The following is a 20778-nucleotide window of genomic DNA, read 5'->3' on the forward strand; positions in this document are numbered from 1 at the left end:
TCATGACAGTGCAAGCGAAACGCCGCACCACGATCCCGGCGGCGTACAGCTTGGCACTGACGCTGTTGATCGTCGGCCCCCTGCTCGGACCCGGCTACCTCCTCCTTCGCGACGCGGTGAGCACTCCTCGCTCGTACCTGACCGATTCCGCGCTCGGCCTGACCGATGCCGCGGCCCGCGCAGTTCCTCAGGACGCCTTGATCGCAGCGCTGAGCACCGTCGTCGACGGCGGTGTGGTGGTGAAGGTCATTCTGGGGGTGTCGCTGTGGCTGGCCGGATGGGGCGCGGCCCGCATGGTCACGACCCTGTTGCCGAGCGCCGGGATCGGTGCGCAACTGGTCGCGTCCACGGTCACGTTGTGGAACCCGTACGTCGCCGAGCGCCTCCTGCAAGGGCATTGGAGCCTGCTGGCCGGATACGGTGCGCTGCCGTGGATCGTCTGCGCGGGCGTCGGGGTGCGGCGGGCCTCGCCTGGTTCCTGGTGGGCTCTGGCCGCGGCGCTGGCCTTCGCCGGTTTGACCCCTACCGGCGCGCTGCTGGCGGTGGTGACCGCCCTGGTAGTGGTGGCGTCCCCCGGTGGCCGTACGACCGTGCTGCGCCGCGTCGGCGGGGTGTGTGGGCTCTTTCTCGTGACGGCGTCGCCGTGGCTGGTAGCGACCGTCGTGTCCGGAGGCGGCGGCGGTTCCGATCCGGCCGGGGTGGCGGCTTTCGCGGCCCGCGCCGAACCCGGGTTGGCCACCGTCGGCAGTGTGGCCGGGTTGGGCGGCATCTGGAACTCTCAGGCGGTGCCCGGAAGCCGCACGACGGTGTTCGCGCTCGTCGGGACGGTCGTGCTGCTGATCGTGGTGGTGGCCGGTCTGCCCGCACTGTGGCGTCGCCGTCGTAACCCGGTGATCTCAGGCTTGGGTGTACTCGCCCTGTTCGCGGTGCTGGCTCCGGCCCTCGCTGCCACGCCGTGGGGATTGGCGGCCGGACGGGTGTCGGTGGAGTCCTTTGCCGGCGCCGGTCTGTTGCGTGACGCACAGAAGTGGTCGGCGTTGGCGGTGCCTTTCTACGCGCTGGCCGCCGGGGCCGCCGGCCCCGTGCGACTTTTCGGTAGTCGGAACTACCAGAAAGGCGCACAGGCGGCTGCCGTGCTGGTCGTCCTGCCCGACTTGGCGTGGGGCGTCGGGGGTGCGTTGACGCCGGTGCACTATCCGTCCTCGTGGACTACCGTGGCCCAGGAAGTTCGCGGCGAAACCGGTGACGTGGCAGTACTTCCCGCCGGGATGTTCCGGACGTTCGACTACAGCGGCGATGCCCCGGTCCTCGATCCGGCACCACGATTGTTGCCACTCGATGTTCTGCAGACCGGCCAACTCGTGGTCGCAGGTGGCTCGGTGGGCGGTGAGGGAACCCGCGCCGGCCAGGTGGAGGATGTCCTCCTGACCGGCCGAGGCCCCGACGCTCTGGCGGAGTTGGGTGTCGGCTGGGTACTGCTCGAGCATCGGACGCCGGGCGAACTCGGCGAATCCACGCAGACCCTGAGTCAGCTCGAACGGGTGTTCGCCGACGACTCGCTCGAACTCTACCGAGTACCCGCGCCGATGCCCACCGAGACTGCGTCGCCGGCAGCCCGCGCAGCGGTGATCGCCGCACACCTTGTATGGGTGGCGACGGGAGTGATCGGGCTGCTCTCAGTCGGACTGCGCCGGTACCGGATTCGCCGCACGCACCGAAACGAGCCCTGACACTCGCTGTCCGGCATTCGTCGCCGTCAGAACTCCGAGAACTCCGGCACCGGTCTGTTCCCAGGAGAATTCACCAGACCACACCCGTGCCTTTTCCCCGAGCACGCCGCGCAATTCGTGATCGCGCAGCAATGTACCGGCGGCGTCGGTGAGGTCGGCGACGTCATCTGCTCCGACGCTCTCGCCACCTACCAGCAACCCGGTCACACCGTCGACGACGGAGTCGGTGAGCCCCTTGGAACTGCGGTATCCGACGGTGGGCACACCGTGCTGCGCCGCTTCGATGACAGCCAGTCCCCACCCTTCCTTGCGTGAGGGCATCAGGTGAATCCACGACTGCGCCAACAGTTCGTGCTTACGCATTTCGTCGACGTGCCCGTGAAAGGTGACGGCGTCGCCGATACCCAGATCCGCAGCACGTTCTCGCAAATTCTGCTCCCACCAGCCGCCGCCGATCACGTCGAGATGCAGGGTCGGCATCGTCGGTCGTAATGCCGCGACGGCGTCGAGTGCGTCCTCGATCTGCTTGTGCGGCACCAATCTCGAGAGAACCGAGATCGTGGGCTCGGCTGCCCGGGTGATCGAACCACCGGCGTCGACACCAACCGGAATCCGATCCGATCCGTTACGCACCACGGCAATTCGTTCACGGTCGACTCCCAGATCCACCAGCTCGTCGGCCGACGGAAGTGAGACCGTCAAGTACTGGCTGCGACGGTGGACGCGCGGCGACAGCACCGATTCCACCCACCAGCCGATCCGACCGACCAGTCTGCCTGCCACCGGCCACTGCTCGCGGTGACCGTGGTGCACCAACAAGGTGACGGGGGCGCCCACCACTGCGGTGGAGAAGAACGGGATGCCGTTCTGGGTATCGACGACGGCGTCGGGACGAATGCCTTTGAGTGGTCCGAAACCGAGGCGCCCGGCTGCGATGGCGACGAGAGCTCGCGGGTACACGGTGAACCGGCCACCGCCGCGGCTGACGGTGATTCCGTCGCGAATTTCCTTCGCTGCAGCACCCGGATACGACGCGGTCCGCAGCGTCACCTTGACGCCCTGTGCGGCCAGTTGCGATCCGACCTGTTCGAGGTATCGCTCGCTACCGCCACCTTGCGGGTGCCCGGTGTCTCGCCAGCAGAGCAACAGAACCTCGCGCACGTGCGTTACTCCCCGAATCGGTTCGACGATCACCACGGCCGGTGGCGATCCTGGCGGGTCGCCACCCTGACCGGCCGGTAACCCTGCGGAACACCCTAACTGTTCTCGCCGGAAAAACGATGCGCTACCGCCCGCGCCTCGGCGGATGCGGATACAGCGATGCCGACTGGCTAAAGTGGCTCTTCGTGACCAAGCCCGAAGTGACCCGATCGTTCGGCCGCCGGGCGACCTTGAAACGATCGGTACGACTGCTCGGCGACTTCCGCCACGAACAGAGCGCACCGGACATCTTCTACGGCGCACTGGCCAGAGATTCGGTCGAGCTGATCACGGACCTGCACAAAGGCCACACCGGCAGGTCCCTCGACGGGTTGACCGTTCTGGACGTCGGCGGCGGACCCGGCTACTTCGCCGAGGTGTTCGAAGCAGCAGGTGCCCGGTATGTTCCGGTTGAACCCGATCCGTCGGAAATGCATGCTGCCGGTCTCACAGTGGGAGCCGCTGTCCGAGGTTCCGGACTGGCATTGCCGTTCCGTGACGGCTCGGTGGACATCTGTTTCTCGTCGAATGTCGCCGAGCACGTGTCCGACCCGTGGTCGATGGCGGAGGAAATGTTGCGGGTCACCAAACCGGGCGGGCTGATGGTTCTCTCGTACACCCTGTGGTGGGGTCCGTTCGGTGGCCACGAGACCGGACCGTGGCATATCTTCGGCGGTGAGTACGCGGCGCGACGGTACAAGCGTCGAAACGGCCGTGAACCGAAGAACAGATTTGGTGTCTCGTTGTTCGAAGTGGGCGCGTCCGACGGCCTACGCTGGGCTCGTGGCACCGCCAACGGCTCGCTCCTTGCCGCTTTTCCCCGCTACCACCCGTCATGGGCCTGGTGGCTGGTGCGCGTACCGCTCGTGCGGGAGTTCCTGGTGAGCAACCTGGTCGTGGTTCTGGAAAAGCGCTGACCGTGCGGGTCGCACCTGATATTGCCGTGCGGGTCGCACCTGATGTTGCCGTGCGGGTCGCGCTCGACGTGGGTGGGACGAAAATGGCGGCCGGGGTCGTGGAAGCGGACGGCACGGTCCCCACTTTCGAGACGGTGTCGACGCCGCAATCGGGAACGTGGGAGGGGTGTGCCGATTTGCTGCGCACAGTCGCTGCGGGCCGCGAAGTCGACGCCGTCGGGATTGCATGTGCCGGCCCGGTGGACACCGTTGCCGGGGTCGTCTCGCCCATCAACATCGCCGAGTGGTCCGACGGCTTCGGGCTGGCCGAGTCGGTGTCCTCGATTTTTCCGGACGCTCGAATCAGCCTCGCAATGGACGGTGCAGCGGCGGCGCTCGCCGAGTACCGCCACGGCGCCGGTCGTGGCACCCCGAACCTGCTGAGCCTCGTGGTCTCCACCGGTATCGGCGGTGGTGTTGTCCTGGACGGTCGGATCGCGTCGGGCCGCACCGGAAACAGCGGGCATATCGGGCATATGGTGGTGCCGGGTTCCGACGAGAGATGCTCGTGCGGCGGTGCAGGTTGCCTGGAGACCGTGGCCAGTGGGCCGTCAACGGTGCGCTGGGCTCGTAGTCGGGGCTGGACCGGCGGCGGTGACGGACGCGACCTCGCCGAGGCCGCCCGTCGCGGTGACGTCGTTGCACTTGCCGCCTTGCACCGGGCGGGAACTGCACTCGGAATTGCCGTCGCCTCCGCGGCCGCACTGCTGGACGTGGATCTCGCCGTCGTCGGCGGCGGGTTCGCGCAGTCCGGGCCGGCACTGTGGGCACCGATGCTCGAATCGGCTACCCGACACGCTCGGTTGTCGTTCATCTCGAACCTTCGGATCGTGCCCGCCGAACTCGGGAGTCGCGGAACTCTGACTGGTGCCGGACTGCTCACTCTCTGACACTCGTTTCTGCAAGCGTTCGATACACAGATCCTGTGAAATCACTACCTTTTCAAGCTCATTTCTGTGATGAGTTTCAGGGTCTCCGGTGTGCACGGCACTCAACGGAAAGAAGGTGGCCGTTCGCGTCGAGCTTTCTGCCGATACCAAGCACCTCACTCGAAATGCCTGGGCCGGCACTTCACTTCGCGAAGGCGAGGGTCGACGCACACGGCGGGCAAGATCGGCGAGGTAATCCTCCGACCTCGACCTCCACCCAGGATCCGCACCGACACCGATGCGATCCACCGGGATGCCTTCGACCCCGGTTCATCGTTCGGTGGCTACAAGAATTCGAGCATCGGAGGCGAAAACGGACCGGAAGGACTCGAGGTGTTCGGTGAGACCGAATCGGTATTCGTAGCGCGTGGTTACACGGGCTGATCGTCGGACCGCACACCGACCAGTGCTCCGTCAGCATGAAGCGGGCGCTCACTGCCAGGAAATACTCAGCGGAGCGCGCTACCGTCAGGGACGAATCAGTCGCCTGACAAAGGAGCTTCATATGCTCACCAACGTCATCAACGCTTTCCTCGGTCTCTGGGGTAGCGCCTCCGTCGGCAGCAGTGGCTACCAGATAGACCCGGGAACTCTCCCCTACGGTTCCTGAGATCGGACGAGAACACCCGCTGGACCCGATGGGTTCCAGCGGGTGTTCTCGGTGGGGTCAACGCGGCAGTAGTTGCTCGCCCAAATCCTCGTGGTTCCCCTCGACCAGCGCCTGAGCATGATCGGCGGTCAGGTGACCGAACCACGACCCGTGCGGATTCTCGATCGCCAACGGCCCCAGGTTGCACGGGCTCAGGCAACCTGTCCCGGTCACCTTGGTGCTGGTGCCCTTGGACGCTGCGGTCAGAGCCCGGTGCAGGGGCCCGGCTCCGTACGCCATGCAGCGAGGTCCCTTGCACACCAGGACGTGGCGGTCATGCTCCTCGATCACCGACCACGCCGGACTTCGATACGACGCCGCGCTGACGGTGATCGGCCTACCCGGCTCGCCCAGTTCCCCAGCCACCGCGCCGGCCAGTACATCCTCGACCGATCCCGGCTCGTGTATCGAAATATTCACTGCCGCACCGGCTCTGGTTTCACGCCAGTTCGCCACGGCCCGCGCGGTCCAGGTGATCAGGTACTTGTCCCGCGGCACCGCAACCGGTACCAGCAACACACTCGCCGCCCCGTCGGCTTCGGCCAGATCGAGTTCCTCGTGCACACTCGGCGACGCCACGTCCAGGTACGCTATCCGAACGTCGGCGTCGGTGCCCGCGGTGATCCCGTCGATCAGCCGGTCGGCTGCGCCTTCGTCGATCCCGCTGACCGTCGGTCGCAACACGATCAGGACCCGGCGACGTTTGCTACTCATGCGGACGGCGCTGCGGCCCAGTCGATACCGCTCGCGGGAGCCAGCCCGAACGCTTCGATCTGCGCACGCAACTGCTCGGCGCCGTAGATGTTCGGAAATCCGCTGGTGAACATCGCCAACGGGAGGACGACAAATCTGTTCTGCTTCACCGCATCCAGATCACGAAGGCCCTCACGTGCCTTGATCGCGTCGATCTTGCCCTGCACCTCGTCGGCACTCTTCTTGTAGTCCATGATCACGATGACGTCCGGCTCCGCCTTCGCGACGGTCTCCCAACTCGCCTTGAACCAGGTGTTGTCGACGTCGGCGAAGACATTGGTGGCGCCGGCCGCGTCGATGATGCCGTTGGGGGCACCGTTTCCGCCGCTGGTGTACAGGTCTTCCTCACCGCTGTCGTAGATCAGCACCTTGGGCCTGGCAGCTGCGGCCGGAGCAGACTCCAAGCGCTCGAGGCGTTGGTCGAGTTCGGTGCGCGCCGACTTCGCCTTGTCCTCGGTCTCGAACAGCTTGCCGTAGTTCTCGATATCGGCGCGCAGTGCGTCCCACGGCCCCATCGTGCCGAGTACCGTGTCGTCCGCCGCATTCTGCCGGCAGCTGTCCGAGATGACATATGCACCGACACCGTTGTCCTTCAACGATTCCGGAGTGACTCCCGATGCGCCCTTGAACAGTCCGCTGTACGAGCCGACCACCAGGTCCGCATTCTTGCCCAGAACCGTCTCCATGGTGGGAGTGCCCTCGAGATGCGGAATGTCCGCGATACCGGGGCCGAACATGGAGTCCATGACAGCGTCGTTGGCGGTGTTCAGGGTGACGGCGGAAAGCTTGTCCAAGCCGCCGACCTTGATGATAGTGCCGACGTTGGCGGAGTTACTGGTGGCGATGACGCTGCGGATCGGGAGATCGAACGAGGTGTCGGTACCGCAGTTCTCCAACGTCACCGAGGTCTTCGCGGCTGCCTCGTCCACCGGCGCGGTGGCCGAGCATCCTGCCGCTGTGAGCAGCGCCGACACGGCGGCTCCGGCGTAGAGGGTCGACCGAATTCTCTTGGACATCAACGTGCACTCTCCGAATTATCTTGTTGGGTTTGACGTGTCGGTGACTCGAACACCAGATGCGTGCGTCCGGTCACGGGGTTGCGAAGCTCGAAGGCCTGCACACCGAAGACCGAGGCGAGAACCTCGGGGGTGAGGACGGCGCCCGGGCTGCCGAATGCCCGGGTGACGCCGCCGTCGAGGACCATGATCCGATCACACACGGACGCAGCCAGATCCAGATCGTGCAGGGCGACGATCACCGTGCGGTCCAGCGACCGGATCAGATCGAGAAGCTCGAGCTGATGCCGGATGTCGAGGTGATTGGTAGGTTCGTCGAGGATGAGCAGGCCGGCGTCCTGGGCGAGTCCGCGGGCCAGTACCACGCGCCGACGCTCACCGCCGGACAGTGAGTCCATCGAGGCGTCGCGCAGGCCGCCGACGCCGACCTCTCCCAGTGCCCGATCCACCACCAGCGCTTCGCTCTTGCCGCCGATGGTCCAGGGTTTGGCATGCGGGGTACGCCCGAGTGCCACATATTCGTGGACGAGTAGATCGGCCGGCGAATCTTCTTCCTGAGCAACGAACGACACGGCGCGGGCCCGCGTGCGCGCCGACATGGATCGCACCGGGACGCCATCTATTCGCACGTCGCCTGCGCTGAGCGTCGACAGCCCGGACAGCGCGCGCAGCAAGGTCGACTTGCCCGATCCGTTGGGCCCCACCACCCCGACGACGGACCCCGCGTCCACCTCCAGGTCCACGCTGTCGACGATCGTACGTCGGTCGATGCGTACCGAGACCCCGTGCGCCGACAGCGCTGTCGCCGCCCCGGTCACGAACTGCCGCCGAACCGGTAACGACGCCTGCCCAGCAAGAGCAGGAACAGCGGGGCACCGATCACACCGGTGACGACGCTGAGCGGGATCTCCGTGGGACGCAGTGACGTCCGTGCGATGACATCGACCCACACCAGGAACATGGCGCCGATCAGCGCGGCTGCAGGCAGCACCACCCGGTGCCGGGCACCGACGATCATTCGCGTGACGTGCGGGATGACCAGACCGACGAATGCAATGGCTCCCGATACCGCCACCATGGTGCCGACCAGTGCGGCCAACACACCGAACAGCACGTTCCGCAGGGTGCGGATCGGAATACCCAGGGAGGCTGCGACGTCCGGTCCGGCCGCGAGCGCGTCGAGCCATCCGTGCAGTGCGAACACCACAACCGTCAAGACCAGCACCACGGCCAGCGGCAGCCACAGTTTGTCCCACGACGCCCCGGCCAGCGAGCCCAGTAGCCAGAACAGCACCGACTGCGCTGCCTGGGAGTCATTGGTGCGCAACACCAGAAAGCTCGAGATCGCGGACAGTGCGGAAGCGGTGACGGTTCCGGTGAGTACCAGCCGCAGCGGCGTGATCCCGCCCTGCAGGGTGGCGATGGTGAAGACCAGTATCGCCGCACCGAGAGCCCCCACCATGGCGCCGAGGCTCAGCGCCCAGATCCCCATCCCGGCGAACAGGCCGGTGGTGATCACCGCCGTCGCACCGACACTCGCTCCGGACGAGACACCGAGCAGATGCGGATCGGCGAGTGCATTGCGGACCAGGGTCTGCACCACTGCCCCGGCGACGGCCAATCCAGCTCCGACAACCAGCCCGAGCAGGACGCGCGGCGCACGAATTCCCCACACGATGGCCAGTTCCGAGCGGGTGACGGCTGGTCCGCCGAACCGCGAGTGCACCACGTCCACCACCGTGGACACCGGCAGCATCTCCGCACCGAACGCCAGCGCGCAGATCGCCGAGGCGACGGTGAGCAGCAGCAGAACGGGCAGCGCCGTCCGCGCCCGCAACCGTCCCCGAACTGCACGTACCGGCGATTGCGGTACGTGTTCGCGCGGAGTCTGAACTCCTGGCGAAGGCATAGCTCCGCCTACAACTTTCATGGTGTGACTGTTCCATCCTCGTGGTCTGACACAACGTCGACGAGGGTGGTATCTGGCTGCGGCCGCCGTTACGGCGACCTCACAGTGGCGGGACCGCGTCGGGTTTGCACCGACTTCCCAGTACCTCGTTGATGACGTTCAAAACCATAGCGGACGATCATCGGTCGTCCGTACACCGGATCGGATGCCACCGAGGCGTCGGCGGCGGGGAGGGAACTCGGTCAGGTCGCGAATTTCTCGTACGCGCCGGCCGAGATCGATGCCCGGACGGGGCTTTCCGTCGAGCCGACGCACCCAGCAGTGCGCGTTGCCCGCCGACACGTCGCCACGAATATGGCGCGACACTGCACCCGGGGGTGAGCGTCACCTTTCGTTCCACTGCAACGCTGCCGGCGATACCGGACTCGCCGAGGTCCTCATCTGCGGCGGTGTCCCCGACATCCGGATCGGATTGCGGAGTTGCGGTGTCACGACGCCGTCGTAGTTGCTCACGTCGACGAAATCCTGCCGCAGCACGATCTGTTTGTCGGCGAGGACGTCACGGATGGAGTTGACCGGCGAATAGCAAACGTCGGCGTCGCCGAGTAGATCAGACCATTCGGCGCGGGTCCGGCTCGCGAACTCCGTCTCCAGCTCTGCCGCAACCTCGAGTGGATCGCTGTACCTCAGGGTCGGGAGCTCCGGGCGTCCCACCAGTTCGCACAGCCGAACGAAGAACTTGTGCTGAAATGCTCCGATCGCTACGTGCAATCCATCCGATGTTCCATAAGTTCGATACGCCGGATCATGTCCACGGTTATGGTCGTCCTCCTCACGGACCGGTTCGGGCGAGGTCGCTTTTATCACTTGTGGCGCAACTAAACTCAGCGCTGCACCGAGAAGACTGACATCGACATGCTGACCTTCACCCGTCCGATCACGGTGATGTAATGCTGCCAGTATCCCGACAGCCGCATGGAGTCCGGCGGTGATGTCGGTGACGGGTGGCGCTACCGGTACCGGATCGCCCGCCGCATCTCGCGACTGGTCCAGGAAACCTGAGCGAGCCTGGTAGGTGAGATCGTTACCGGGCGATCGAAGACTCGGATCGCTGTTCCCCGCACCGGAAACACTGCAATAGACGATATCGGGCTTGACTGCAACACACTGCCGATAGCCGATTCCCAGACGATCGGCAACCCCAGGTGTGAATCCCTCGACCACGATATCGGCCTCTCGAAGGAGCTCGAAGAACACATCGCGACCCTCCTCGGTCTTGAGATCGAGAGAGCGACTGCGCTTGTTCCGTCCCACCCAGTTGTGCAGAGCACTGTCCGAACCGACTCTCGGTTCGACAGACCGCGCAAGATCTCCACCTGGCGGTTCCACCTGAATCACGTCGGCACCGAGATCGGCCAGCATCAAACTCGCATACGGCCCCGGCAGATACATCGACACATCCAGGACCCTGATCCCGGCCAGCGCCCCCGGCGTGTGTCGTTCGGCCAGCCTGCTGCGCAGATCCGCCTTACGTACCTTTCCCGTCGCCGTCATCGGCAGTGCATCTATCAACTCGAGACGCTCCGGCAGTTTGAACGTTGCAATTCCTTGTTCGAGCAGGAATTGCGTCAACGAACGCAGATCAGGCGCATGCCCGGGCGCAGGCACGACCACCGCACAGCACCTTTCCCCGAGCCGGTGGTCCGGGTAGCCGACCACAGCGACACCGTCGACCGACGGATGCCCAGCCAGCGCTTCCTCGATCTCACGGACGCTGATGTTCTCGCCCCCACGGATCACGATGTCCTTGATACGTCCGGTGACGTGGAGCATGCCGTTGTCATCGATCAACCCGAGGTCGCCGAACCGGTACCACTCTCCGCGAAAGCTCCGTCGAGTCAGATCGGGGTCCCCCAGGTAGCCCAGAAACAATTGCGGACCGCGAGTCACGATCTCACCCGCACTACCTGCCGGTACCGGATCACCTTCCTCGTCGAGGATCGCAACCTCGATGCCAGTCAAGGGATTTCCGTCGGACATCGCCAACAGATCAGCCGAGCCCGGAGTGGTCGCCGTGGTGACGTAAGATTCGCTCGCACCGAACACGGCCAACAGTTCGGCGCCGAAAGTCTCGCGAACCCGAGGAAAGAGATGGCGCGGAATCGCCGCGCCGCCCGATGCGACGTATCGCAGCGACTGCCCCCGTACCGGTCCGGTGGACGCTGCCGAGAGCAGGTCGACGATGAACGGGGTGGCCGCCAACGTGTACGTGCAGCCGTGCGTGTCGATCAGGTCAAGCGCCACTTCCGGATCCCAGCGATCCTGCAACACCAACGGGGCACCCACGTAGATCGCAGTGCGCAACCCCCACTCCATGCCGGAGGCATGGCAGATCGGCGACGGCATGAACACGACGTCGCCGGCGGTGAGTCCGAGTCGGTCTCCGACGTAGGCGCGGAGCCCGTACATCGTGGTCTGATGGGTGTGCACGACCCCCTTGGGGAGGGCCTCGGTTCCGGAGGTGAATGTGACGGTGTCCCATGCTCGGGCATCGGGCGACCACCGCGGAACTTCGACACGGTCCTCCCACGACTCGGCGAGGATGTCGTCCAATGTTCCTTCGCCGCCTCGAACCCGAACGACCTCGATGACGGACTCACATCGCTCGGCTGCACGAACAGCAAGCGTCGCGGGCAACAGCCGACGATGCTCGTCGGCAGCGAAGACGAACCGTGAACGGGAAGTGCCGAACACGTGCTGCATCGTCGCCTCGTCCACCAGTGGCAGAAGTGGATTGACCACGCCACCGAGCAGCCCGACGGCCATGTGCACCACGACGAACTCGCGCCAGTTCGGCATGATGACGGTGACGACGTCGCCGCTGCGCACCCCGCGGTGGTACATGTACGCGCTGAGCCGTCGTGCGGCGTGCAGAACTTCACCGTGATCGAGACTTCCCTGTTCGTCGACCACCGCCGGCGCACGTGGGGTCTCTCGCCCCAACGCCTCCGCCAACTCGACCCACGTCTCGTCGGTCCAGTATCCCGCCGCCTCGAACTCCTGACGGACGGAGTCGGTGAGCCACGTCGTGACCGTCGGCCCGGCAAAACTCGATTGCGTGCTCACAGTCAGGACGTCTTCCATTTCAGTGTCCGGTTCTCGATTGCCAGCAGAATCGAATTGATCAGAGTCCCTGCGATTCCCAAGATTATGAGCATTGCAAAGACGCCCTCGGGTCTGAGCTCCTGAGAACTACGCACGATCAGCTGACCGAGGCCCTCCCGGGACGCGATCATCTCACTAGCGACGACGCCGAGGATCGAGAAGATCACACCGAGCCGAAGCGCACCGAAGATCGACGGAAGCGCACCGGGGAGGATAGCCTTGGTCAATTCGAACCGAGCGTTGCCACCGAGTAGACGCACGGCTCTGATCAAGTCTGGATCCGAACTCTTCATGCCGGCCTGAGTTCCGACCAGAACTACGAAGAACACGACGCTGACTGCCAGAACTACCTTCGCCTGCAAGGTGATTCCAAACCAGAGCAGGAACAGCGGTGCGAGCGCAATACGAGGAAGGCTGGCAAGAAACGTGACCCAAGGATCGAAGATTCGTCCGACAGTCCGCCATCGTTCCAAGACGATACCCAATACCAGACCGGCAAACGAACCGATGACGAACCCGAGCGTTGCAGCATAAAACGTCGCGACCGTATTGGAGATCAACATCGATCGTTCTTCGACGATGTAGTCCACAACCGCACTGGGACGACTGACGAACAACTCACGCATGATGCCCGCCCGGACCACCCATTCCCAGCCGGCCAGCAGAATGACGACCGACGCTACCTGGCACGCTCTGACGAACGCGGTGGTCCGTCGCCGTCTCGTCCGTGCCCTGGTAGTCCCCTCCGATACCGCGCGGACGACGTGGTCCGGTATTTCCCGTCCCTGTCCCTTGTCCAGCACCGCAGTCATGACACACTCTCTTCCGCAATCAGACCCCACAACCGTTGTACAAGCGCCGAGAATTCGGGGTCGAACCTGAGAACATCTAAATCCCTGGGCCTTTCGAAGGGGACGTCGATATCTTCTACGATCTCTCCCGATCGCATCACCACGATGCGATCGCTGAGCAGCGCGGCCTCCGAGAGATCGTGGGTAACGAAGACGACTGTTGTCCGTTCGCCTTCCCAGATACGCAGAAATTCGCCCTGCATGTTCGCCTTGGTCTGGGCATCGAGTGCACCGAACGGCTCGTCGAGCAACAACATGCGCGGCCGAACGGCAAGGATACGAGCAAGATTGACTCGTTGACGCATCCCTTGGGATAGTTCGCCCGGTCGTTTCGCACCGTGCCCGCCGAGGCCTACGAGTCCTAGCATTTCATCGGCTCGTGTCCGTCGTTCCGAGCGGGGCACACCACGGATCTCCAGCCCGAGTTCCACATTGCGTCGCGCACTTCGCCACGGCATCAGCGCATCTCGGGCGAACATGTACCCGACCTCACTCGACGGGGTGGGTTCCACACGTCCGTCGAGCAGGAAGTCCGCGCGGCCATGCCCGACTTGTACCGAACCTGCGATTGCATTGAGCAAAGTTGTCTTACCGCAGCCACTCGGCCCGACGATGGACACGAACTGCCCCTGCGGTATCGACAGATTCACCTCGTGCAGGGCGAATTTGGTTTCCTGGTCGACAGTAAACCACACCCAAAGGTCCTCGACCTCCACAGCGTTGCCCGTGAGCGAAGTCGCGCCCGTGGGGTCAGGTAGAACTACTTCATCGGCTACGTACGTCATCGTTCTCCTTCAGTCTGTCTCGGCCCGGCTCGAGCGCGTCTGCGTTTTGCACACCGACGCATGGGTGAAGCAACCAGTTATTGAGATGGCGCCTGCCACAACAGTTCTTGACCGGTGACATCCGACTTCAACAGACCGATCTGGCGCCAGAAATCCAGTGTCGTATCGAACGCTGCCGGATCAACTTCCGAAATGTATCCGGGGGCCAGTTTTCTGATCGTCGCGTCGAGTTCGGGGGAGTCCTTGGTGGCCGCCATGTTGTTCACACTTCGCAGAGCCACGTCGTGCAGGTACTCGGAGTTGGCGGGATCGTTGATGAGATCGACGGCCCGCTGAGTGGCACGCTGCCATCGAGCCTGCAGTTGTGGATACTTCTTCAGTGTGGTTTCCAACGCTGCAAAGCCTACGTACTGCAAGTTCGCGAAGTATTCGGGGATGTCGTCCGCCAGATCGAGTGCAACTTCCCCCACTCCCGAATTCACTGCCGTGATGGTGGTGGCGTCGGCGTGCAGGAATGCGTCCGCACGGCCACTTTCGATCGCACCCACAAGTGGAGCACCGGCCGCGGTCTCGATCAGTGTGTAGTCGCCGGACTTCAACCCGGACTCACCGGCTAGCATCTCGAAGATACGGCCACCCGAAACTGCAACGCCAGGAGTCGCGACCACGCGACCTTTCATCGCCGCCATGACGTCTTTCCACTCGATGCCGGGGTCACCCATCTTGGGGATGTCCAGACCCTTGCGAACGACGAGTTGCAAACGCAAGCCCTGGTAGAGGCCCGCGAACACACGCAGATTGATGCCACGGTCGAAGTTCGCGGCATGCACCGAATTGTCGTCGGCAGCTACGTCGACAGACCTGTTCTCGAGAGCCGCACCGATCACGCCGGGATCGCCGATCGTGATCACTTCGGGGTCGATGCCTTCGTCTGTGAAGAAGCCCTTGTCATGTGCGACGCGAATCGCCAGGAAACTGAGGGACCCGGCCGACTGGTGAGCAATTTTCACGGGGATTCGATCCGCGTCGTCGGCAACCTGGATGTTGTCGTCTCCATTGCCGCACGCAGCGAGCGTGACTCCGAGGAGGCTGATCGCGGCAACTACTGCTGCTGGGCGAATTATGTTCCGCAGCCAACTCACATGACGTTGTGGATTCATTCAATCTCCTCAGAAACTCGACTCACGCAAGACCGCGATGATGTCGCATTCGAGTATCCAAACACGCAAAAAACAATGCGTCAATACAGTATTCCGTATACGGTAGACCTACCAGCGAGTTCATTTCCGTGTGTCGAACAGAAAGCATGCGCAGGTGTCCCCACTCTCCTGCGCCAATATTTTTTCAATCCGATTGACATTCAACAAGAAGAAGGACAGCACGGGATCTCGATCTGCCCCTGGAAGCTCTGGCGAAAGTTGAACGCCAACTCCTCGGCGGGAAATCCGAAATCGTACATCGTTTCCGAATTCACGACTCGGTATTGAAATACATCAATCAGTACATTTTTTCAGCTCGTCACTGTCACTCATGCCCGAAATCGAAGGCCTACGCATTCCTGCCGGGCGCCTCGAATCCGTCAGGTAGTCTCGTCACATCGGCCAGCAGTGCGAGCTTGCACCCCGGCAGGATCTGCGCAAGCAAACAGCCGAGATTATCCAGCTCCGAACAAGACACAGGAGCCTCGGAGCGGCATCACAACACAATCGATGTTTCACGCCCTGTCTTGTCGATCCTGTCCAAGCCCGACAGACCAAGTTCACGGGCGGTGTTCGCAAGCGCAACTCGGTTGGTGACTCCAAGTTTCCCCATCGAATTCTCCACATGCCGCACCACCGTCTTCGTCGAGATTCCCAATCGACTACCGATCCAGTGATTCGTCGCGCCAGTTGCCAGAAGCGTGAGAACGTCGAGTTCTCTGGCAGTGACTGCATACGGAAGCGCATCACGTCGATGCATCACCATCCATCCGTCGACTACCGGCACCGCGAATACGTAATGCCATTCTCCGGCCGGATCCTGCCAATGCCACCTGGCATCGAGTGCAGCCATCGACGAGTGTGGCGGCAGCTGTCTGCGCACCGATTCCAACAGATCACTTGCTCTTTCGAGCAGATCACACGCGGCACGTCCCGGAATCACCTCGATTCCACCGGCCACCATCACAACGGCGCAGGTTCCAGGAGGTTGCTCGTCTAGCAGTCTTTGAGGAAGCGTGAAATCGTTGACCATCCCGGAGATGAGGGGGCCCATGAGGTCGATGACCGACAACGCCCGTGGCGTTGGCCAACGCGGATCCTCGGTACTTATGTGCAATTCGCCGACGTAGCGGCTCCGCACTTGAAGATGATTGGTCGATCCCCCCGAAAATCCGGCCGGACGAAACCAGATTCGCGCGGAATTGCTTGATGCATAGTCGAAGTCAGGAGCAAGCCAATTGAAATGCCGGGACCCGGATTTCAACATCCACTGATATCCGGGATCCTCGCGAAGGTAACTTCGATCGAGGAATTCGAGAAGCGACTGATCGTACCCACGCGATGCGATGGTCCGATGCTGTCCGACAACCGGACGTGGAACCGACAGTGACAGACCGGCATAAGGAACTAACCGCTCCAACGCATCGAACATCGCATCAGCGGTCGTCTCGACCGGAAGACCTTCCCCCAAGATCTCCGCAACGTCGGAAACGACTTCCGCTTCCGAGTGTGTCAACTCTCGCAACAGATCGGCACGACTTGCTGTGGGCATGCCTTCCACCTTTCCGATCATCTGACAACAACCAAAATCTATTACCACAGTCTAACTGAAAGTTCAATGGGAATTGAGTCCCATTCCCCATTCTGCGTGATCTGGATAACTTTTTCACCAGGTGATTCTCACCCTCCCAGACTCCACGGCGCTGCGTCGGATTTCACAGCCGTGGCGAACGATGAAGATTAGGAATCCACATGCCACGACAGCCCGCCCGACATCTGCCCGGTTATCGAGACCGTCAGCAGGACTGGGACGATCACTTCGACCGCACTCGTCGCCGTGAGATCGCAGCATTGATCGATGACGATGTCACCACCGAGCACCAACTCAATCCGATCGGATACCGCGCATGCCACAGTTGGAAGCTGCAGCGCGTTCTCAACTACATGCGCGTACAGCCCGTGCTGGGAAAGTACTTCGTCTACCCCGAAAAAGCGTGGGAGAAATACCGTATCGCAGTGATCCACGAACGTGGGCATCCGCCAGTCGTGCTCGATGAGCACATCTATCGCTCGGAGGAAGAAGCCATGCACGCAATTTTCCTTCTGCGAGCCGAAGAAATAGTCACCAGTGTGAAGGAGCACGTTCGATGAGTAACATCACGATCCGCGGCTACTGCGACACGCCAAGTGTCGCACCTGGTGAGGTAATCACGTTCCACGTCTCGAGCGACCTGCCCGGCCAGTACGAGGCCAAGCTCGTGCGTTTGATCCACGGCGACACCAACCCTCGTGGTCCCGGATTCAAAGAAATTCTGCTCGATTCCACAATCGACGGCACTTACCCGGCGACGAATCAACGAACCCAGTCCGGTGGATTCATCGAAATATCTGATCCTTCAGCCTCTTTAGCGCCCGACGGAGACTTCGGGGTTCAGCTTTTCCTGTGGTCCACCACACCGAGTAAGCATCGTCAAGGTGTCCTGGCACGCTGGACTGACGACGACCACCGAGGCTGGGCGCTCACCGTCGACGACGGCCATCTCACCTTCACAGTGGGTGACGGCACGCAACAGTCGTCCGTTCGCAGTGACATGCCACTGTTTGCCGAGGCCTGGTACGCCGTGACCGCAAGCTTCGATGCCACCAGAAGCGTTCTCTCACTGCGCCAATCACCGGTGGTGAACCGCGTCAACAGCATTTTCGGTCCAGTTTTTCCCATCAAATCGTCCTTCGCAGGGGAAGTGCATGACGCGGCACCACCGGCACCTGCCGAGGCGCCCGTTCTGATCGCCGGATTGGCAGAGTCGGCTCCCGATCACGGCCGCACGTGGGTGAAAGATCATTTCAACGGAAAGGTAGACAGCCCACGCATATTCGGACGGATCCTCACCGAGTCCGATCACTCGTCTTTGATCGACGACAGACCTTCTAGCGGAGCATTGTTGGCCCATTGGTCGTTTGCCGAAGGAATCGGTATCGGAGGCATTCCCACCGATCGAGTCGGTGATGTCTCCGGGCACGGACGCCACGGGCGATGCGTCAACCAACCCGACCGTGCCATGACTGGTTGGAACTGGAAGGGAAAGGAGGAGAACTTCGTTCACGCACCGGAAGAATACGGCGCGATCTGGTTCCACGAGGATTCCCTGGATGATTGCAGGTGGAAGCCCGCGTTCAGTCTCACGATTCCGGAGGAACTCCGGTCCGGGGTCTATGCCGTCAAAGTGAGTCAACTGGGAGGTGAGGACTACATTCCGTTCTTCGTCACCCCGGCCCGCGGGACCGCAACCGCGAAAATTCTGTTGCTGTTCCCCACCTGCTCGTACATGGCGTACGCGAACGGGCAGATCATGCAGAATGCCGATGCCGGACAGGCCGTCGCGGGCCACGTACCGGTACTCGACGAAAGAGACATCGAACTTCACGAACGATACAAGGAGTACGGGCTGTCGACCTACGACTATCATGTCGACGGGCGAGGTGTCGGATACTCGACTTGGCGCAGACCGATTCTCAACATGCGACCCACCCATCGACAGGAGTTCGGATCGCTGTGGCAGTTCCCGGCCGATCTCCATCTGGTCGACTGGCTCGAAACCCACGGTTACGACTACGACGTGGCGACCGATCACGACCTGTGCCGAGAGGGTGCCGATCTTCTCGGGCGTTACAACGTCGTCATGACGGGCTCCCACGCCGAGTACTCGACGTGGGAAATGGAAGATGCTTGGGAGGACTACCTCTCGGCTGGAGGCCGCGGCATGTATTTAGGGTCGAATGCCTTGTACTGGATCATTTCGATGCATCCGGAAAAGCCGTGGCTCCTGGAAGTCAGGAAGGGCGAGACCGGGGCGAAGGCCTGGCAGGCAAGACCTGGCGAGCTCTACCACTCCACGTCGGGCGAACGAGGAGGTTTGTGGCGCAACAGAGCCAGGGCGCCTCAGAAGATCTGGGGAACCGGATTCACCAGCTTCGGCTTCGACCATTCAGGCTACTTCGTGCCGATGCCCGACAGCAAGGATGCGGAGGTGAGTTGGATCTTCGAAGGATTTGCCGAGGACGAGCGGATAGGTGACTTCGGGCTCGTCGGGGGTGGAGCCGCCGGTTACGAACTCGACCGATACGACCTGTCGCTGGGAACACCCCCCAACACACGGTTACTTGCCAGCTCGTACGGACACAGTGAAAACTACACCGTCGTCCCGGAGGACATGATGTTTCCGCACCCGGGCCTCAATGGCGGTGAGAGTTCGTTGGTTCGAGCAGACATCACGTACTTCAGTACCGCCAACGGTGGCGCGATGTTCAGCAGTTCCTCCATCTCGTGGCTGGGAAGCCTGTCATGGAACGACCACGAGAACAACGTCTCCCAGATGATGCATAACGTTCTCCGCCAGTTCGAGAAAGACGAACCCGCTCCGACCGTCTGACACGTCTGCAGTCCACTTGTGCCGGCTGGCGACGCACCAGACTCCGCGTCGCCACCTGGTGCAGGGCCGATCGCCGGCAACCCAGCCCAGATGCTCGGATCACGGGTGAATGCCAAGCCGAACAAAGTCTGCTGATTGCCACCGCACGAATTCGGCCGATCGGGCCTAGCCTGAGGTTCGTGAGTACCGAAACCGAGGTCGAAACCGCGAGCGGGGACGAAAGCACAACGACGGTCGTTCTGGCTTTCGCCGCCAATGGTCTGGTGGCTGCTGCGAAAACGGTAGCCGGAGTGATCACCGGGTCGGCGTCGATGGTCGCCGAGGCCACGCATTCGTGGGCCGATACCGGCAACGAGGTGCTACTCCTCATCGCAAACAGGCGTTCCCGACGGCCTGCCGACAGTGAGCACCCGCTCGGATACGGACGTGAGGCGTACATCTGGTCGATGTTCGCCGCGTTGGGACTCTTCGCCCTCGGTGCTGGAGTGTCCATCACCCACGGCGTGCAGGAGCTGTTCCATTCGGAGCCCGCCACCGATTTCGGTATCGCCTACGCCGTACTCGCAGTGTCCTTCGTGCTCGAGGCGATCTCGTTCCGGCAGGCGTACCGGCAGCTACGCGCTGAGGCTCACGCGGTCGACCGTGACGTCCTCGATCAAGCCATGCACACCTCCGATCCCACCACGCGCGCCGTCTTCGCCGAGGACGCGGCTGCTCTCGTGGGCCTGGTCATCGCCTTCGCCGGAGTTCTCGCCCATCAGATCACCGGCTCGCCAGTCCCGGACGCAATCGGTTCCATCGGCGTCGGTGTTCTACTCGGTGTTGTCGCAATAATCCTCATTGATCGCAATCGCAGGTTCCTGGTCGGAGAAGAAGCATCACCCGCCCTGCGCGCTGCCGCGGTGACCAAACTCGTTCAGCTTCCGGACATCGATCGAATCACCTTTCTGCGCATGGAGTACCTCGGTCCCCGACAGGTCTACCTGGTGGCAAGCATCGACCTCGTCGGTGACTACGCGGAATCTCAAGTGGCGCAGACCCTGCGCAACCTGGAACGCTCGATCGAACGCAGCCCGCGCGTCGTTCGCGCGGTGCTGACACTCTCGACCCCCGAAGAACCCTCCATCTCAGTGTGATTCAGATTCGACAAAGCTCCGCGAGTCCCCTGCCTCGAGTTCGATGCTCAGAATCGGCCGCGTGGGTGCC

16 protein-coding genes, 1 pseudogene and 1 riboswitch are annotated in these 20778 nt (G+C 62.7%); of the genes and pseudogenes, 7 read left to right on the forward strand and 10 right to left on the reverse strand.

Going from position 1 to position 20778, the window contains the following annotated elements; translation table 11 throughout:
- Positions 1-2: 2 nt before the first annotated feature.
- Complete coding sequence (locus ABH922_RS19065) at positions 3-1730, forward strand: hypothetical protein (RefSeq protein WP_424808403.1); 1728 nt, start codon at positions 3-5, stop codon at positions 1728-1730.
- Here the strand turns inward: ABH922_RS19065 and ABH922_RS19070 are convergent.
- Positions 1677-2891, reverse strand: a complete 1215-nt coding sequence (locus ABH922_RS19070; protein ID WP_424808404.1) for a glycosyltransferase family 4 protein — start codon at positions 2889-2891, stop codon at positions 1677-1679. The two genes, ABH922_RS19065 and ABH922_RS19070, sit on opposite strands and share 54 nt — an antisense overlap.
- A gap of 185 nt (positions 2892-3076) precedes the next feature.
- On the opposite strand from ABH922_RS19070, the gene ABH922_RS19075 reads away from it, so the two are divergent.
- The 3 genes and pseudogenes from ABH922_RS19075 to ABH922_RS19085 form a co-directional block, all read left to right on the forward strand.
- Positions 3077-3847, forward strand: a complete 771-nt coding sequence (locus ABH922_RS19075) for a class I SAM-dependent methyltransferase (protein WP_424808405.1) — start codon at positions 3077-3079, stop codon at positions 3845-3847.
- 50 nt (positions 3848-3897) lie between these two features.
- Entirely contained in the window at positions 3898-4776 is an 879-nt protein-coding gene (locus tag ABH922_RS19080; protein WP_424809724.1) for an ROK family protein, read from the forward strand.
- 258 nt (positions 4777-5034) lie between these two features.
- Positions 5035-5199: pseudogene (locus tag ABH922_RS19085) on the forward strand (aldehyde dehydrogenase); the annotation flags it as partial.
- Positions 5200-5482: 283 nt separating this feature from the next.
- Here ABH922_RS19085 and ABH922_RS19090 read toward each other — a convergent pair.
- The 9 genes from ABH922_RS19090 to ABH922_RS19130 form a co-directional block, all read right to left on the reverse strand.
- The gene (locus tag ABH922_RS19090) at positions 5483-6178 is read right to left on the reverse strand and encodes a (2Fe-2S) ferredoxin domain-containing protein (RefSeq protein WP_424808406.1); all 696 of its coding nucleotides are present in this window, start codon (positions 6176-6178) and stop codon (positions 5483-5485) included.
- A complete protein-coding gene (locus ABH922_RS19095) occupies positions 6175-7233 on the reverse strand; it encodes an ABC transporter substrate-binding protein (protein ID WP_424808407.1) in 1059 nt (352 codons plus the stop codon). Before ABH922_RS19095 ends, ABH922_RS19090 begins: the two co-directional genes overlap by 4 nt.
- Entirely contained in the window at positions 7233-8051 is an 819-nt protein-coding gene (locus tag ABH922_RS19100) for an ABC transporter ATP-binding protein (RefSeq protein WP_424808408.1), read from the reverse strand. The genes ABH922_RS19095 and ABH922_RS19100 overlap by 1 nt, the downstream gene beginning before the upstream one ends.
- Entirely contained in the window at positions 8048-9142 is a 1095-nt protein-coding gene (locus ABH922_RS19105; RefSeq protein ID WP_424808409.1) for a FecCD family ABC transporter permease, read from the reverse strand. Before ABH922_RS19105 ends, ABH922_RS19100 begins: the two co-directional genes overlap by 4 nt.
- A gap of 48 nt (positions 9143-9190) precedes the next feature.
- Positions 9191-9327: riboswitch (cobalamin riboswitch) on the reverse strand.
- A gap of 199 nt (positions 9328-9526) precedes the next feature.
- Entirely contained in the window at positions 9527-12268 is a 2742-nt protein-coding gene (locus tag ABH922_RS19110; RefSeq protein WP_424808410.1) for a CoA transferase, read from the reverse strand.
- Positions 12269-12270: 2 nt separating this feature from the next.
- Positions 12271-13119 (reverse strand): ABC transporter permease, encoded by an 849-nt coding sequence (locus ABH922_RS19115; protein ID WP_424808411.1) that lies wholly within the window; start codon positions 13117-13119, stop codon positions 12271-12273.
- Positions 13116-13943 (reverse strand): ABC transporter ATP-binding protein, encoded by an 828-nt coding sequence (locus tag ABH922_RS19120; protein WP_424808412.1) that lies wholly within the window; start codon positions 13941-13943, stop codon positions 13116-13118. The genes ABH922_RS19115 and ABH922_RS19120 overlap by 4 nt, the downstream gene beginning before the upstream one ends.
- A 77-nt stretch (positions 13944-14020) precedes the next feature.
- Positions 14021-15103 (reverse strand): ABC transporter substrate-binding protein, encoded by a 1083-nt coding sequence (locus tag ABH922_RS19125; RefSeq protein ID WP_424808413.1) that lies wholly within the window; start codon positions 15101-15103, stop codon positions 14021-14023.
- 535 nt (positions 15104-15638) lie between these two features.
- Positions 15639-16694 (reverse strand): helix-turn-helix domain-containing protein, encoded by a 1056-nt coding sequence (locus ABH922_RS19130; protein WP_424808414.1) that lies wholly within the window; start codon positions 16692-16694, stop codon positions 15639-15641.
- A 200-nt stretch (positions 16695-16894) separates the two neighbouring features.
- Between ABH922_RS19130 and ABH922_RS19135 the strand changes: the two genes are divergently transcribed.
- The 3 genes from ABH922_RS19135 to ABH922_RS19145 all read left to right on the forward strand — a co-directional run bounded on the left by ABH922_RS19135 (position 16895) and on the right by ABH922_RS19145 (position 20708).
- Complete coding sequence (locus ABH922_RS19135) at positions 16895-17293, forward strand: hypothetical protein (protein ID WP_424808415.1); 399 nt, start codon at positions 16895-16897, stop codon at positions 17291-17293.
- Positions 17290-19572, forward strand: a complete 2283-nt coding sequence (locus ABH922_RS19140) for a N,N-dimethylformamidase beta subunit family domain-containing protein (RefSeq protein ID WP_424808416.1) — start codon at positions 17290-17292, stop codon at positions 19570-19572. Before ABH922_RS19135 ends, ABH922_RS19140 begins: the two co-directional genes overlap by 4 nt.
- A gap of 179 nt (positions 19573-19751) precedes the next feature.
- Complete coding sequence (locus ABH922_RS19145) at positions 19752-20708, forward strand: cation diffusion facilitator family transporter (protein WP_424808417.1); 957 nt, start codon at positions 19752-19754, stop codon at positions 20706-20708.
- Positions 20709-20778 lie beyond the last annotated feature (70 nt).

The organism is Rhodococcus sp. 27YEA15, from assembly GCF_049739425.1.
Classification (GTDB): domain Bacteria; phylum Actinomycetota; class Actinomycetes; order Mycobacteriales; family Mycobacteriaceae; genus Rhodococcus_F.

Excerpts from the sequence above, each read along its gene's own strand:
- ABH922_RS19115 (WP_424808411.1), bottom strand. The coding sequence starts at position 13,119 with ATGACTGCGGTGCTGGACAAGGGACAGGGACGGGAAATACCGGACCAC.
- ABH922_RS19065 (WP_424808403.1), top strand. The coding sequence starts at position 3 with ATGACAGTGCAAGCGAAACGCCGCACCACGATCCCGGCGGCGTACAGC.
- ABH922_RS19105 (WP_424808409.1), bottom strand. The coding sequence starts at position 9,142 with ATGCCTTCGCCAGGAGTTCAGACTCCGCGCGAACACGTACCGCAATCG.
- ABH922_RS19135 (WP_424808415.1), top strand. The coding sequence starts at position 16,895 with ATGCCACGACAGCCCGCCCGACATCTGCCCGGTTATCGAGACCGTCAG.
- ABH922_RS19125 (WP_424808413.1), bottom strand. The coding sequence starts at position 15,103 with ATGAATCCACAACGTCATGTGAGTTGGCTGCGGAACATAATTCGCCCA.
- ABH922_RS19090 (WP_424808406.1), bottom strand. The coding sequence starts at position 6,178 with ATGAGTAGCAAACGTCGCCGGGTCCTGATCGTGTTGCGACCGACGGTC.
- ABH922_RS19120 (WP_424808412.1), bottom strand. The coding sequence starts at position 13,943 with ATGACGTACGTAGCCGATGAAGTAGTTCTACCTGACCCCACGGGCGCG.
- ABH922_RS19130 (WP_424808414.1), bottom strand. The coding sequence starts at position 16,694 with ATGCCCACAGCAAGTCGTGCCGATCTGTTGCGAGAGTTGACACACTCG.
- ABH922_RS19095 (WP_424808407.1), bottom strand. The coding sequence starts at position 7,233 with ATGTCCAAGAGAATTCGGTCGACCCTCTACGCCGGAGCCGCCGTGTCG.
- ABH922_RS19140 (WP_424808416.1), top strand. The coding sequence starts at position 17,290 with ATGAGTAACATCACGATCCGCGGCTACTGCGACACGCCAAGTGTCGCA.